The organism is Actinoplanes sp. NPDC049681 (assembly GCF_044465265.1).
Lineage (GTDB): Bacteria > Actinomycetota > Actinomycetes > Mycobacteriales > Micromonosporaceae > Actinoplanes.
The window spans coordinates 1-15,105 of record NZ_JBITLP010000009.1; the positions used below are offsets into that span (position 1 = coordinate 1).

The window sequence follows — 15,105 nt, forward strand, 5'->3', positions numbered from 1 at the left end:
GCGACCGCGACATCAGCATCGACAGCACCAAGACCAACCTCGCCGCCTTCCGCAAGGTCGCCGCCAACCCGATCTTCAACGTCAAGCTCGGCTGAGGACGCGGGCGCACGATCGTCCGACGTCTATCGTTCCCTTGACGTTCAGTTCGCGGTTCACGGGTGCTCCATGCATTCTTCCTAGCCTTTGAGCAGGCGTACGGAAGAAGGTGTCATGGACGAAGTCCTGGCCGTCCGGGCCCGTGGGATCACGAAGTATTTCGGCGACGTCGTGGCGCTCGACGGTATCGACCTCGAGGTGCCACAGGGCCGGATCCACGGCCTGGTGGGGCCCAACGGCGCCGGCAAGACGACGCTACTGGGGCTGCTGCTCGGCCTGTCCGTCGCCGACGGCGGCCGGCTCGAGATCCTCGGCACCCCGGTTCGGCGGGCGCTCGGCACCCCGGACGGTGTCGCCGGGTTCGTGGACGGTCCGGGCCTGTACCCGTCGCTCACCGCCCGGCAGAACCTCGCCACGCTGGCCTCGCTGCGGGGGCTGGGGAGGCGGGCCGCGGCGATCGACGACGCGCTCGGCCAGGTGGGGCTGACCGATGTCGCCGACGACCGGACGAACGGCTTCTCCCTGGGCATGCGGCAGCGGCTCGGGCTGGCCGCCGCGGTGCTCACCCGGCCGCGGCTGCTGCTGCTCGACGAGCCCGCCAACGGGCTCGACCCGACCGGCAGGCGGCACGTCCACGGTGCCCTGGTGAAGCTCGCGGCCGAGGGCGTGAGCGTGGTGCTGTCCAGCCACCGCATGGACGATGTCGAGGCGCTGTGCTCCGAGGTGACCATCCTGGCCACCGGCCAGGTGGCCTTCTCCGGCCCGCTGAGCAAGCTCGCCGCGGAGAACCGGGAACTCGAGTACCGCCTGATCACCTCCGACCCGCCGGCCGCCCGCCGGATCGCCGAGGGCACGGCCGGGATGACCGTGGCCGAGGACGCCTTCATCGTGCGCGCACCGGTGACCGCCCTCGACGACCTCGTGGTACGCCTCGTGCAGGCGGGCATCGCGATCCGTGAGCTGGCCCCCGTGACATCGCCGCTCGAGGCGGCGTTCCTGGCGCTGACCGAGCAGCCGGAGTCGTGCCGATGACCGCTACCGCCGTGGCGGCGAGCGTTCCGGTGGCCCGGGGCTACCGGTTCGAGCTGGTCAAGCTGTGGTCGCAACGGCGTGTCCGCCTGCTGCTGCTCACCTGCTGGGCCGGGCCGGCGCTCTTCGTCGCCGCGGTGAGTCAGCAGAGCACGCTTCCGGTCGACACGCTCTTCGGCCGGTGGATGCACGCCACCGGCTGGGCCGGGCCGCTGGTCACACTCGGTTTCGCGGGCACCTGGGCGCTCCCGCTGCTGACATCGGTCGTCGCCGGCGACGTGTTCGCCGCCGAGGACCGGCTGGGCACCTGGCGGCACCTGCTGCTGGCGGTCCGATCCCCGCGGCGCATCTTCGCGGCGAAGGTGCTGGCCAGCCTGACCGTCATCATGCTGCTGGTCGCCGGGCTCGCGGCCGGCAGCACGGCCGGTGGGCTCCTCACGGTCGGCAACCATCCGCTGGTCGGGCTGGACGGGCATCCGCTGGCACCGGCCGACGCGGCCGGCACGGTCCTGCTCGCCTGGATCTGCGTGCTGGCACCGACGCTCGCCCTCGCCGCGATCGGGCTGCTCGGTTCGGTGGCGCTGGGCCGGTCGCCGATGGGGCTGCTGCTGCCCGTGCTGGTGGCGCTCGGCCTGCAGCTGGCGCAGATGATGCCGCTTCCGGTCCCCGTACGCGTGGCCCTGCCGGGTTATGCCTTCATCGCCTGGAACGGGCTCTTCACCAGCCCGGCCCAGCTCGGGCCCCTGCTGATCGGCATCACGGTGAGCCTGGTGTGGGCCGTCACCGCGGCCGGGCTCGCCTACCGGATCTTCCTGCGGCGCGACTTCACCGACCAGGCGTACGACGGCGCGGGGCGTCGCGCCCTCACGAGCGGGCTACTGCCGCTCGCCGGGGTCCTCGTGGTGACGATCGCCGTCATCGTGCCGGTGACCGGCGGCCCGAGCTCCGGTATCGAGCAGGACAAGGTGCAGCGCTCGGTCGCCACGGCCTTCGCCCACCTCTACCGCCTGCAGACCGAACAGCTCCACCGCCCCGCTGTCACCGAGGTCCAGCTGGACACCTCGGCCGCGTGCACCAGGGGCGGCGGCCGGCTCGAGCCGCAGGGGCCGGGCAACGACTGGCGCTGCGTCGTCTCCTGGCACCTGCCCGGCGTGCCGGCCGCCGGATCGGCCACCTACCAGCTCGACCTCACGCCGGACGGGCGGTTCATGGCCGACGGGGACGGCCCCAAGGAGGTCAACGGCTACTTCCTGGTCCGTACGCCGGCCGGGGACGCCCCGAACCCGCTCTGGCAGTTCGACGGCACCGTCGCGCTTCTCCCGACCGTACCGAAGGGATAGCTCATGCAGGTCACACGCCGCCGGAGAGACGCAGGGCCCGGCCGCGGCCGCCGGCTCTTCGTCCTCACCGCAGGGATCACCGCTGTCGTCGTCACCGCGAGCACCGGCATCGCGTTCGCCACCACCTACCAGTTCGGCACCGACCAGGTCGGCCGGACGACCCGCCGGGGCCTGGTCGTCTCCGCCGACCAGTACGTCGACTCCGTCGGCAAGCGCCTGGTCATCGAGAACGGCAAGATCATGTCGTCCGCGGTCAGCCCGGACGGCACCCACCTGGCGGCGTCGGTCGCCGACGGCGGGATGGCCCTCGCCGTCGTGGACCTGAAGAGCTGGAGGGTGCAGCAGCTCGTCGGCAACAACGCCGCGGCGGATCTGCGCATCAGCGGCAACGACGTCGGCCAGGAAGGCCCCACGTACTCGCCCGACGGCTCGCAGCTGTGGCTCGGCCAGGCCGACGGCTACCGCACGTTCCGGGTCGGCCCGGACGGCACGCTCGCCGACCCCCGCTTCATCGCGATCCCGGCGGACGGCCCCAAGCGCGCACTGGTGGCCCAGGCGGTGTTCTCCGCCGACGGCGCCACCGTCTACGCCGCGGTGAACGGGCAGAACCGGGTGGTCGCCATCGACGCCGCCGGCGGGACCGTCCGGCACAGCTGGGCCGTCGGCAACGCCCCGCGCGGCCTCGCCCTGGTCGGCACGAAGCTCTATGTGAGCAACGAGGGCGGACGTCCGGCGCGGCCCGGCGACACCACGATCAACTCCTACCACACCCCGGTCCCGGCCGATCCGGTCACGGCCGCGGCCACCACGGGTACGGTCAGCGTCATCGACCTCGCCCGCCCGGACGCGACGGCCGGGAGCATCGACGTCGGCCTGCACCCGACGGCCCTGTACGCGAAGGGCCGGGCCCTGTTCGTCACCAACACGGCCAGCAACGACGTGTCCGTGATCGACACCGCCGCCGACAAGGTCGTGCAGACCATCGCCACGCAGCCGTGGCCGGAGGCATCGGTGGGATACGAGCCCGACGCGGTGACCCTCACGGACGACGGTCACCTGCTCGTGACGCTCGGCCGCGCCGACGCGATCGCCGTCTACCGGTACACCACTCCGCTCGAGCCGGTCAGCTACGTAGGCCTGCTGCCGACCGACTACTTCCCGGCGGAGATCACCACCATCGGCAAGGACGTGCTCGTCTCCAGCACCCGCGGCATCGACGGCCGCCGCACCACCACCCGGCCCGGGCACAACACCCACGACACCACCTCGAGCCTGCAGCGGTTCCGGCTGCCCGGCGACCGTGACATCCGGGCTGCGACGCGCAAGGTGTTCAGCCAGAACGGCTGGACCAGCGGCTCGGTCGCGCTCGCCACGGGTCGCAAGCCCGCGAAGCCCGTGCCGGTCCCGCTGCGCCTCGGCGACCCCTCGACCATCAAGCACGTCTTCCTGATCGTCAAGGAGAACCGCACGTACGACCAGCTGTTCGGCGACGACCCGAGGGGCGACGGCGATCCGGCGCTGGCGGAGTTCGGCGAGAATGTGACCCCGAACCAGCACGCCATGGCGCGCCAGTTCGTCCTGTTCGACAACACGTACGACATCGGCACCAACTCGGCCGAGGGCCACAACTGGCTGATGCAGGCCGACGACCCCGAATACACCGAGTCCTCCGCCGGCGAGTACATCCGCAGCTACGACACGGAGGACGACGCGCTCGGCCACCAGCGGACCGGCTTCCTGTGGACCGGCGCCCAGGCGGCCGGCCGGACCGTCCGGGACTTCGGCGAGTTCCACCAGTTCCTCACCAAGCCGGAGGACGCGACCTGGCAGAACCTGTACTGCGACACCAGGACCATGGCGGCGACCGGGCGGGACACGGCGTACCCGATGGTCTCGTCCTCGCCGATTCCCTCGTTGAACTCCGTGTCGATGCCCGGCTTCCCGAAGTTCGACACCGACGTCCCGGACATCTACCGCTACGAGATCTGGAAGCGCGACTTCACGCGGAACGGGCCGGCGAATCTGACCATGTTCTGGCTCTCCAGCGACCACACCGGCGGCCCGCCGAACGCGGCAGCCCAGGTCGCCGACAACGACCTGGCGGTCGGCCGGATGGTCGACACCATCTCGCACAGCCGGTACTGGAAGGACTCGGCGATCTTCGTGGTGGAGGACGACTCGCAGGCCGGCCTGGACCACGTCGACGGCCACCGGGCACCGATCCAGATCATCAGCCCGTATGCCCGGCGCCAGGTCGTGGACGACCACTACTACACGCAGATCACGATGATCCGGACCATCGAACAGATCCTCGGGATCCACCCGATGAACCAGAAGGACAGCGCGGCCAGCCCGATGCGGGGCGCCTTCACCGGCCGGCCGGACCACACGCCGTTCACGGCGGTGCCCAACCGGACCTCGCTCACGCTGGGCCTGGCGACACCGCCGCCGTGCGGGGAGGACGTCCCGGCGGCCAGGCTTCGCGCCGCCGCTCCCCCGCCGACGGCCACGATCCCGGCGGACAAGCGCCAGGTCGCGGCGCAGTGGGAGGCGTGGAAGGCCCAGCAGCGGCTCAGCGGGCCCGACGCCCGGCCGGACTTCGCGAACCCCGTGCAGATGAACCACTTCACGTGGTACCAGGCGCACGACTGGACCCGGCCGTACCCGGGCGAGGCCGAGATCCTCGCGCCGGGCGCCGTACCCGGTGCCTATGTCCCGTCGGCGGAGCACGACTGACCCTGAACAACCAGTCACGAGACTCTCGGCCGGCGTCGACGCCGGCCGGGAGTCTTTCGTGGTCATCGACTTCTCCCACGATCGAGGTTCACATTCATGTTCTTCTATGGAGATCGATGAACCCCGGCTCTGGAGGTAGGGAATGCCACGAATTCGACGCCTGGGCCTCGCCCTGGCACTGCTGACCGGCGCGGCCGTGGCCGTGCCCGTGCCTGCGGCGGCTGCCGCGCCGGCGAAGAAACTTCTCGTCGTCGGCATGGACGGTCTCAACTGGGACAGCGTCGTCGCCGCGAACGCACCGAACCTCGACGCGCTCGCGGCCGAGGGCCTGCTGGGCCGCAGCCTGGTGCAGTGCCCGTCGCTGGCCCAATCGTCCAGCGGCCCCGGCTGGTCCACCATCGCCACCGGCGTCTGGCCCGACCGGCACGGCGTGCACGACAACACTTTCTCCGGCAAGCAGTACGCCACCTACCCCGACTTCCTGAGCCGCCTGGAACGGGCCGACCCGGCCTACGCCACCTACTCCGCGGTCGACTGGGCCCCGCTGCACGACCAGGGAACGTTCTCCGCCGAGATCGACACTCGGGTGACCTTCGACGGCGACGCGAACGGCTACCCGGGCGAGGACGAGAAGATCACTGCGGACGCCGTCGGCCGGTTGAGCAGCGGCGGCCCCGACGCCTCCTTCGTCTACCTCGGCAACACCGACGTGGTGGCCCACGCCTCGGGCACCGGCGCCCGCTACCTGGCCGCGATCGAGAAGCAGGATCAGCAGCTCGGGCGGATCCTCGCCGCGGTGCGGTCACGGCCCACGTACGCCGGGGAGGACTGGCTGATCATGGTGACCACCGATCACGGGCACCGGGTGCCGCTGGGCGGGCACGGCGGCTGCCGCATCGACGAGCGCGGCACGTTCCTGCTCGCGACCGGCTCGGGGATCAGCGCGGGCAGCCGGCCCGCCGACGTACGCCAGCCCGACCTCGCCGCGTCAGCGCTGGCGCATTTCGGCGTACCCGCCACCCTGGACGGTAAGGACGTCCGGGTGCGGTCCACCGATCCGTTCGACACGCTGCCGCTGCGTACGCCGGTGGACGAGACGGGCATCCCCGCCACCCTGGCCGGCTGGACGCCCGACGCACCGGCCGGATGGTCGGTGGCCCGCGGCGCGATGCCTGCCGGCGGGGTCACGGAGTGGCGTGGGTGGTCGTTCGCCACCGACGAGTTCTGGAGCCGTACCCAGAGCGGCCAGGAACGCGAGAACGCGCTTCGGACTCGGGGCGTCTTCGCCGTGGCCGACAGCGACGAGTTCGCCGACAAGTCCGGCGGTGGGAGTTACGACTCCACGCTGGTCACGCCGGCGTACCCGGTCACCGGGGGCAGCACGGTCCGGCTGAACTACGTGACGCACTACCGGCAGGAGGGCGCGCAGAAGGGCGACGTGCTGGTCTGCTTCAACGGCGGCCCCGACCAGCTGGTGAAACGGTACGCCTCGGACGCCCGCGCCACCGTCGAGTCGCTGCCGGTCGCGGTCCCGCCGGGCGCGGCCACGATGACCGTGAAGTTCCGCTATTACGACGCCGGCAACAACTGGTACTGGGTCATCGACGATCTCCGGGTCGGTTGACCGGTACGCCGAGGCGGGGTCGTCGAGACCCCGCCTCGGTGCACGCGCCACCCGGATCAGCCCTCGACGGTCGCGGCCTCCGGCGCGGGCTTCGGGGCGGCGGGCTGGGCGGCCGGCGCCGGGAACCTGATGAAGACCGCCGTGACCAGCAGCCCGATCAGCATCATGATCGCGCAGTACAGGAACATGTGGCTGTAGGCGTCGACGGTCCGGACGTTCCCGATCGTGTAGTGCTGCAGGATCGCGGCCATCACCGCGATGCCCAGGGCGCCACCGAACTGGCGGGAGGCGGTGTTGAGACCGCTGGACCCGGCGAAGCGGGTGGGCGGCGCCGACATCGCCGCGGTGGCCGAGGTGCCCATCGTGGCCGCGCCCATGCCGAATCCGGCCACCAGCGCCGCCGGCAACCAGAAGGTCAGGAACGCCGCGTGGTCGACCAGTCCGAAGCTGAACCACAGGCCGCAGGCCGCGAAGCAGGCGAGTCCCACCATGGTCACCGTACGCGGGCCGCCGAGCTTGCCGGCCACCCGCGCCAGTCCCAGCGCCGCCACGGAGGCCGCGAACGCGCCGGGCGTGTTGGCGACGCCGGCCTGCAGCTCCGAGTACTTCCAGATCTCGGTGAGGAAGAGGATGCTGCCGAGCATCCAGGCGTACTGGGCCATGCCGTAGAACAGGGACACGACGTTGACGGCGGCGAAGGTCGGGTTGCCCCACAGCGAGATCTCGATCGCCGGAACCGGGTGCCGGCGGGACCGGAGCACGGCGATGAGCAGCATGCACAGGCCGAGCGCCGCGCTGCCGACGATCCGGGCGTCGGACCATCCCCAGGTGCCGCCCTGGGTGACGGCGAAGGTCAGCCCGCCGATGCCCAGCGCCAGCGCGAGAGTCCCGACCGGGTCGGGCAGCCGCCCGCTGAGCGCCGCCTGCGGTGCGGGCAGCACCCGCAGGGCCGCCACGACGACCAGCAGCCCGAGCGGCAGGTTGATGTAGAAGACCGACTGCCAGCCGAACTGCTCGACCAGGACACCGCCGATGCTCGGGCCCACCGCGGCGGCCACCGCGCTGGCGGTGCTCCAGAGCGCGATCGAGCCGGCTCGCTTCTCGGCCGGCCCGTCCATCAGCAGGATCGCCAGCGAGGCCGGGATCATCGCGGCGGCACCCGCACCCTGGACCACACGGGACACCACGAGCGGTATCAGGTCCGGCGAGAGGGCGCACGCCAGCGACGCGAGCGTGAAGAGGGCGACGCCGGCGATGAACAGCCTGCGCCTGCCCAGCACGTCGGCGAGCCGGCCGGCGGGAGCCAGCAGTGCGGCGAGGATCACCGCATAGCCGCTGAGCACCCAGGACAGATCGGGCACGGTGGCCGTGGGAAATTCGTGATGCAGGTCGGGGACGGCCAGGCTGGTGACCGTCGAGTCCAGCATGGCCAGGAAGGTGCCTCCGCAGGCGGTCAGGACGATCGCCCGATAGGATCTGGGCGTGGTTTCGGCCATGACGAAGTCCTCTCACTTCCGTTCGGGTGCACGACACTCGGGCGCACGACACAGCGCCGCGTCGGGCGGCGCTGGTCAACAGGTGGAGCTACGGGCGGGGTGCTCAGGAGCGCGGTAGCAGCTCCGGGTAGGTGCAGGCGGACTTCAGCCGGGTCAGCACGGCGGTGCGGGCGAGCGACATCACCGCCGAGCCGGGCAGCAAGCGCGATTGGTAGACCGTGGCCGCTCCCACGGCGTTGATCTCGAAGGCCAGCTGGGCGACGTCCACATCGGCGGCGAGGTCCCCCGCGTCGACCGCCTCGGCCGCGAGCCGCTCGATCAGGGCCAGCCACTCCGCGAGCACCTCGGCCAGACGCTCCCGGACCGGGCCCGTCTTGGCGTCGTACTCGAATTGCGCGTTGACGAAGAAGCAGCCTCCGGGCAGCCGGTCGTCGGCGATGTACTCCAGCCGGGCCTCGTGCAGCTTCCACAGCCGCCCGACGCCGGCCGGCTCGTCCATCGCCGCCGCGACCACCCGTTCCTTGAAGCTCTCCCGGGCCCGCTCGATCGTGGCCAGTTGGAGCTCCTCCTTGCTGCGCCAGTGCGCGAAAAGGCCGGACTTGCTGACTCCCAGCCGATCGGCCAGCTGGCCCAGCGTCAAACCGTCGAGTCCGGCCTCCGTGGCGAGCGCGATCGCGCTGTCCAACGCCGCGGCCCGGGTTCGGTCGCCCCGAGCCACCCTGCCGTCTGCGAGCTTGCCGTCCGAGAGCTTGCCGTCTGCGATCTGGATCACAGGGAGACGCTACCAACAAAATGTACGACCGGTCGGTTAGTTTCTCTGGATGAGAGCCACGTCACAATGGACCGTCCACGATCAACTCTCGAAGCGGCCCACCGCGATGGCGGTGTCCACCTGCTGGATCCGGGCCTTGTCGAGGTCGCCGGCGATCTTCTCGTCCTCGTCCATCAGCACCTCGATGTCCTGCCCCGCATAGCCGAGGATGCCCATGTCGGCGAACGTGGTCCGCATCTTCTCGCCGAACAGCCCGATGTCCTTGAGGGTCGGCATGATCCGGGAGAACAGGTGGCTCTGGAACTGTTTGAAGTGCTCGGAACGGCGCATGAAATCAATGCACTCGTCGGCGTCGACGTCGAGGTTCCGCCACACTTCCTCGCCGACGAACCGCTGCTGCATCAGGTGGCACGCCTCGGTGCAGAATTCCTCGCGCTCGTCCCGCTCCGCCTGGGTGAGCTGCGGGTAATAGTCGCGCAGCGCGAGCCGTCCGAAGGCGACATGGCGGGCCTCGTCCTGCATCACATAGGCGTTGAGCGCCTTGGCGAGCGGCTCCGTCGCCATGTCGCGGATCAACCCGAAGGCCGCCAGCGCGAGCCCCTCGATCAGCACCTGCATGCCGAGGTAGGTCATGTCCCAGCGAGAATCCGAGATGACGTCGTTGAGCAGGGCCTTGAGTCCCGGATTGATCGGGTAGGCCAGCTGGAGCTTCTCCCGCAGGTAGCGCGAGTAGACCTCGACGTGCCGGGCCTCGTCCATGACCTGAGTGGCGGCGTAGAACTTCGCGTCGAGCTCGGGGACGGTGTGGACGATCTTCGAAGAGCAGATCAACGCGCCCTGCTCACCGTGCAGGAACTGGGAGAACTGCCACGCGGTGAGGTGGTGACGGATCATGCCCCGGTCCTTGGGGCCGAGGGACTCCCAGACCCGGGAGCCGTAGATCGCGATGCTCTGCTCCGGCACGCCCATGGGGTCGTTCGGGTCCACCTCGATCGACCAGTCCAGCCGATCGGCGCCGTCCCACTGCTTCTGCTTGCCCTTCTCGTACAGGCTGAGCAGGCGGTCGCGGCCCTCGTCGTACTCCCAGTCGAAGACCGTGGTATCGCCGCTCGGCACCTGCCACTTCGTCTGCTCGACCGGCAGCGCATAGATGCGTGTGCTCACAGATCCTCCACGGACTTCCCCTTGCGCTGGCCAGGACGTAGCCCAGTCTCGTGGGCCGGACGCCGCCGGGGCAGTGGGGAATACCCTGGGGTAACCGCCCCCAGGGTCGCACCGGTATACGGAACACGACAGGCTCCTTCCAGATCCCGCAAGGATGCATCGGTGCGCGTGCCGCATTCCCGACACATCCATCACCGTGAGTGTTATCAATATCGCTATCAGCGACCGATAGCCTCTCCACCAGCGAAACAGGCCGGGGATCAGCAACACCTTCATCGGCATCGAACTTCGAGCGAATTCAATGTGATCCTGTGCACGGCAAGACGCTTGACAGTGACGGGGCGGTGCGATTCCGTAGACCCCTCACTCCGCAACGATGCGCACACCATCGGTCACGAGCTGGGCCGGAAGGAACCCCGCGGCAGGTTCTTTCTGGACATATGGGGACAAGCCGTAAGGCCAGGGGGAGTTTCAATGACGGGGAAGCGCGGGATGGATAGTTCTCTCGATCATGGAACATTGCTCGGAAGAACCACGGAACTGCAATCGCTCGTTGATTTTCTCGACATGCTGAACGTGCACAATACATCGATGCTTGCCAATGTGACTGGTGAGCCCGGAATCGGTAAGAGCGCGATACTGGACGCGTTTGCCGAAATGGCTCGGCAACGCGGGGCGACGGTCCTGACCGGACGCGCCTTTCGCGGGGCCGCCGGCCGTCCGCTGGGCGTCTTCAGCGACCTGCTGGAGGGCTGCCACGACATGCCGTCCATCTCCGGCGAACTGCCGGAGGACACCCACCGCACCATCCGCGGACTGCTGGAGCAGCTCGCCGCGGACCGCCCGCTCGTGCTCGTCCTCGACGACTGCCACGCCTATGACCCCAGGTCGCTCACGCTGCTCGGGGACCTCCTGCGCAAGCCACCGGACGCCCCGGTCATGCTCGTGCTGGGTTACCGCGACCGTCAGGCCTGCACCGGCCTGCGCTCGAGCATTCAGGACCGCCTGCGGGCACTGCCGGCCATGCACCTCGAGGTCCGTCAGCTCTCCGAGGAGGCCGTGTACCAGCTGCTGGGCGAGGCGGGCACCCCGACCTGGCGCAAGCAGCTCCACCAGGACAGCGGCGGCAATCCGCGCTACCTGCACGCCCTGCTCCGGGAGCGGTCCGGCCCCGACGAGGCGGCGTACGGCCCGGGCACGAATCACGACGACATCGACTTCCTGGGCGAGTTCGACGGGATCACCGGCCTGCCACGGCAGGTCGCGGACGCCGCGGCGGTGCTCGGCGACGGCTTCGACATCGCCTTGATCGCGACCATGCTCGCCGAGCCCGAGCAGACCGTGCCGGCCGCCCTCGACTCGCTGATCGCCCGGGACCTGGTGCGCCCGGCCGCCCACGGCACCAGCTTCGCCTTCCGCCACCCGGTGATCCGCCGGGCGATCTACCGCAGCCTCGGCCTGAGTCGGCGGATCGGCCTGCACGAACGGGCCGAGGAGGCGCTGCGGGAACGGGCCGCGACGCCGCTGCAACGGGCCCCGCACGTGCAGCACAGCATCCGGCACGGCGACCTCGAAGGCGCCGACCTGCTGACCGGCGCCGCCGTGCAGATCATGGCGAACCAGCCGGACACGGCGACCGCGTGGCTGCGTACGGCGCTGCAGACCCTGCCGCAGCAGGAGGCCACCCGCGATCGGCGGGCCGTGGTGCTGACCGCGCTGGCGAAGAGCCTCGGGATCAGCGGCAAACTGCCCGAGTCGCTGAGCACGATGCACTATGCGCTGCGCACGATCGGCGTCGGGCGGCCGGACCAGCGGGCCGAGGCGGTGGCCCACATCGCCGCCGTCGAGCGGATGCTGGGCACCCACAGCTCGACCGATGCCGTGCTGCGGGCCGAGATGGCGGCGCGCGGCGACGACACGACGGTGTCCACCGCTTTCCTGCAGCTGGAGATGGCTCACCGGGAACTGGTCCGAGACGATGCCGCCGCCTCCCACGAGTGGGCCACGCGGGCCCTCGCCATCTCCCGCCTGCACGGTCACCACGCCCTCGAGGCGTCCTGCCTGGGCCTGCTCAGCAAGACCGACTGCGCACTGGGCAACGTGTCCGGTGCCTCCACCCGGCTCGACGTGGCGGCCGCGATCCTCGACGGGATGCTCGACGACAAGCTGCCCGAGAGCCTGGACGCGGCGGTGTGGATCGGCTGGAGCGAGGTGCTGCTCCGACGCTGGCGCGACGCCGCGCGGCACTTCGGCCGGGCGGTGGACAGCGCCGTGCGGACCAGCAACGGCCTGGTGCTGCCGCACCTGCTGCTGGGCCACGTGATGGCGCTGCGCAACCGAGGCCGGCTGGTGGACGCCCAGGCGGCCGCGCAGCATGCGCTCCGGCTGGCCGAGCAGTCCACGAGCCAGGAGCAGCTCTTCATCGCCCGGGCCATGCTGTCGTGGGCGAACAGTCACCTGGGCGGCCCGGACAAGGAGCTGGACGCGGCTGCCGAGGCGATGGCCCGCGTGGGTGACGCCGTCGTGGGCTGGCAGGGTGCGCTGGCCGTACGGATGCTGGCCGAGGCCCGGCTGATGAACGACGACCCGGACGGCTGCCTGGAACTCGTCCACCTCGCGGGCGGCGCGAACCTGCAGGGCGCCAACGCCACCTCCCGCGCTACCTGGTACGAACTGCTGGTCCGGGCGGAGCTGGACGCGGGACGTCCCGGGGCCGCGGCACGGTGGGCGGAACGCTCGGAGGCGCTGACGAAGCACGTCGGGCCGTCCGGTCTGAGCCACCTGGCGACGGCGCAGGTGCTGCTGGCCACCGACCCCACGGCCGCGCTGCCCCGCGCGCAACAGGCGGTCGCGGGGATCAGGCCCACCGGGGCCGCCATCGACGAGCTGCGTGCCCGGATCGTGCTGGGTGTCGCCATGTGGCACCGGGATTGCCCGGACGAGGCCCTGCGGGAGCTGCGCAGCGCCAAGGTCGGACTGGAACGGATCGGCGCGCTCCCCCTCGCGAAGCGCGCCCGCCGCGAACAACGCCGGCTCGCCGCGCGGGGGCCGAGGCTGCGCGAGCAGTCGGAACGGACGACGGCCGAGACCGTGCTCACCCGCCGCGAACAGCAGATCGCCGAGCTCGTCCGGGACGGGCTGACCAACCGCAGGATCTCCCGCACCTTGAGCATCTCCGAGAAGACCGTGGAGATGCACCTGACCAACCTGTTCGCCAAGCTGGGAGTGGTCAACCGGGCCGGTGTCGCCGCGTACGTGACCAACTCGCAGCTCGCGGCGATGGCGGCCTCGGCCGGGTGATCAGAGCGGGATGTTGCTGTGCCGGCGGGGCGTGGTCGCCACCCGCTTGGTACGCAGGGCGCGGAGCGCGCGGACGATGTGCGCCCGCGTCTCCGACGGCGCGACGACGTCGTCGATACAGCCGCGCTCCGCGGCGACGTACGGGCTGACCAGGGTGTCGTAGTACTGCTCGGAGAACTCACGGCGCGCCGCCCCGGCGTCGGCGGCCGCCGCGATCTCCCGGTGGAACAGCAGCCCCACGCCGCCGCCGGCGCCGATCACGCCGATCTCGGCAGTCGGCCAGGCGAGCACGAGGTCGGCGCCGAACTCCTTCGACGCCATCACCGCGTACCCTCCGCCGAAGGCCTTGCGGATGATCACGGTGATCTTCGGTACCGTCGCCTCGATGTAGGCGAAGCCCAGCTTCGCGCCGCGCCGGATGATGCCGGCGTGCTCCTGATCGGTGCCGGGCAGGAAGCCGGGCACGTCGACGAGGGTGAGCAGCGGGATGCCGAAGGCGTCGCAGAACCGTACGAACCGAGCCGCCTTCTCCGCGGCGGCGATGTCGAGCGCACCCGCGAGGTGGCGGGGCTGGTTGGCGACCACCCCGACCGTCCGGCCCTCGACGTGGGCGAAGCCGCAGACGACGTTGCGCGCGAACCGGTCGTGGACCTCCAGCAGGAACCCGTCGTCCACGAGCCTGCCGATGACCTCGAGGACGTCGTAGCCGTGTGCCGGCGAGTCGGGAATCACCTCGTCGAGCTCGCGGTCGAGCGGTGATTCGGCGAGGTCCGCCTCGACCGCGTGGTGCGGCGTCTCGTCCAGGTTGTTGGCGGGCAGGAAGGACAGCAGGTCCTTGACGTATTCGATGGCCGCCGCCTCGTCGGCCGCCACGTGGTGGGCGTTGCCGGTCTTCGACGCGTGCAGCCAGGCGCCCCCGAGCTCCTCCAGGCCGACCGTCTCGCCGGTGACCGAGCGGATCACGTCCGGCCCGGTGACGAACATGTGCGACGTCTTCTCGACCATCACCACGAAGTCCGACGCGGCCGGCGTGTACACCGCGCCGCCCGCGCACATGCCCATGATCACCGAGATCTGCGGGATGACGCCGGAGGCCGCGACCACCCGGCGGGCGACCTGGCCGAAGGATGCCAGGGAGAGCACGCCCTCGTGCACGCGCGCACCGCTGGAGTCGTAGAGGCCGACGACCGGGCAGCCGACCCGTACGGCCATGTCCAGGACCTTGCCCACCTTGTGCCCGAAGGTTTCGCCGACGCTGCCGTTGAACGACGTCACGTCCTGGGCGAAGACGCAGACCGGGCGGCCGTCGACGGTGCCGAAGCCGGCCACCACGCCGTCGCCCGGAGGCCGTTGCCGGTCGGTGCCGAAGTTGGTGCTGCGATGCCGGACCAGCGAGTCGATCTCGACGAAGGAGTCCTCGTCGAGCAGCATCGCGAGGCGCTCCCGGGCGGTGAACTTGCCGAGGACGTGCTGACGGCGTGCGGCACGCGGCGAGCCGGGCTGACGGGCTTCCTCGCGGCGCCGCCGGTACTCGGCGATGCGACCCGC

Annotated in this window: 9 protein-coding genes; 5 read left to right on the forward strand and 4 right to left on the reverse strand. The window is 70.7% G+C overall.

Annotation, left to right across the window (positions count from 1 at the left end; all coding sequences use genetic code 11):
- Positions 1-210: 210 nt before the first annotated feature.
- The 4 genes from ACIBO8_RS30050 to ACIBO8_RS30065 all read left to right on the forward strand — a co-directional run bounded on the left by ACIBO8_RS30050 (position 211) and on the right by ACIBO8_RS30065 (position 6,825).
- Positions 211-1,128, forward strand: coding sequence for an ABC transporter ATP-binding protein (locus ACIBO8_RS30050; RefSeq protein ID WP_396118729.1), 918 nt, complete (start codon positions 211-213; stop codon positions 1,126-1,128).
- Positions 1,125-2,465, forward strand: coding sequence for an ABC transporter permease (locus tag ACIBO8_RS30055; protein ID WP_396118730.1), 1,341 nt, complete (start codon positions 1,125-1,127; stop codon positions 2,463-2,465). Before ACIBO8_RS30050 ends, ACIBO8_RS30055 begins: the two co-directional genes overlap by 4 nt.
- Positions 2,466-2,468: 3 nt before the next feature.
- Positions 2,469-5,201, forward strand: a complete 2,733-nt coding sequence (locus ACIBO8_RS30060; protein WP_396118731.1) for a phosphoesterase — start codon at positions 2,469-2,471, stop codon at positions 5,199-5,201.
- Between the two features lie 142 nt (positions 5,202-5,343).
- Entirely contained in the window at positions 5,344-6,825 is a 1,482-nt protein-coding gene (locus ACIBO8_RS30065; protein WP_396118732.1) for an alkaline phosphatase family protein, read from the forward strand.
- A gap of 56 nt (positions 6,826-6,881) precedes the next feature.
- On the opposite strand, the gene ACIBO8_RS30070 is transcribed toward ACIBO8_RS30065, so the two are convergent.
- From ACIBO8_RS30070 to ACIBO8_RS30080, 3 genes are all read right to left on the reverse strand, one after another.
- Positions 6,882-8,321, reverse strand: coding sequence for a DHA2 family efflux MFS transporter permease subunit (locus ACIBO8_RS30070; protein ID WP_396118733.1), 1,440 nt, complete (start codon positions 8,319-8,321; stop codon positions 6,882-6,884).
- A gap of 103 nt (positions 8,322-8,424) precedes the next feature.
- Entirely contained in the window at positions 8,425-9,093 is a 669-nt protein-coding gene (locus tag ACIBO8_RS30075) for a TetR/AcrR family transcriptional regulator (protein WP_396118734.1), read from the reverse strand.
- 81 nt (positions 9,094-9,174) lie between these two features.
- Positions 9,175-10,257, reverse strand: a complete 1,083-nt coding sequence (locus tag ACIBO8_RS30080; protein WP_396118735.1) for a ferritin-like domain-containing protein — start codon at positions 10,255-10,257, stop codon at positions 9,175-9,177.
- A gap of 492 nt (positions 10,258-10,749) precedes the next feature.
- On the opposite strand from ACIBO8_RS30080, the gene ACIBO8_RS30085 reads away from it, so the two are divergent.
- A complete protein-coding gene (locus tag ACIBO8_RS30085) occupies positions 10,750-13,557 on the forward strand; it encodes an AAA family ATPase (RefSeq protein ID WP_396119177.1) in 2,808 nt (935 codons plus the stop codon).
- On the opposite strand, the gene ACIBO8_RS30090 is transcribed toward ACIBO8_RS30085, so the two are convergent.
- The gene (locus ACIBO8_RS30090; RefSeq protein WP_396119178.1) at positions 13,558-15,096 is read right to left on the reverse strand and encodes an acyl-CoA carboxylase subunit beta; all 1,539 of its coding nucleotides are present in this window, start codon (positions 15,094-15,096) and stop codon (positions 13,558-13,560) included.
- Positions 15,097-15,105: the final 9 nt, after the last annotated feature.

Bases quoted from the DNA above. Each gene is read 5' to 3' on its own strand.
- ACIBO8_RS30050 (WP_396118729.1), top strand. From the start codon at position 211: ATGGACGAAGTCCTGGCCGTCCGGGCCCGTGGGATCACGAAGTATTTC.
- ACIBO8_RS30055 (WP_396118730.1), top strand. From the start codon at position 1,125: ATGACCGCTACCGCCGTGGCGGCGAGCGTTCCGGTGGCCCGGGGCTAC.
- ACIBO8_RS30060 (WP_396118731.1), top strand. From the start codon at position 2,469: ATGCAGGTCACACGCCGCCGGAGAGACGCAGGGCCCGGCCGCGGCCGC.
- ACIBO8_RS30065 (WP_396118732.1), top strand. From the start codon at position 5,344: ATGCCACGAATTCGACGCCTGGGCCTCGCCCTGGCACTGCTGACCGGC.
- ACIBO8_RS30070 (WP_396118733.1), bottom strand. From the start codon at position 8,321: ATGGCCGAAACCACGCCCAGATCCTATCGGGCGATCGTCCTGACCGCC.
- ACIBO8_RS30085 (WP_396119177.1), top strand. From the start codon at position 10,750: ATGGATAGTTCTCTCGATCATGGAACATTGCTCGGAAGAACCACGGAA.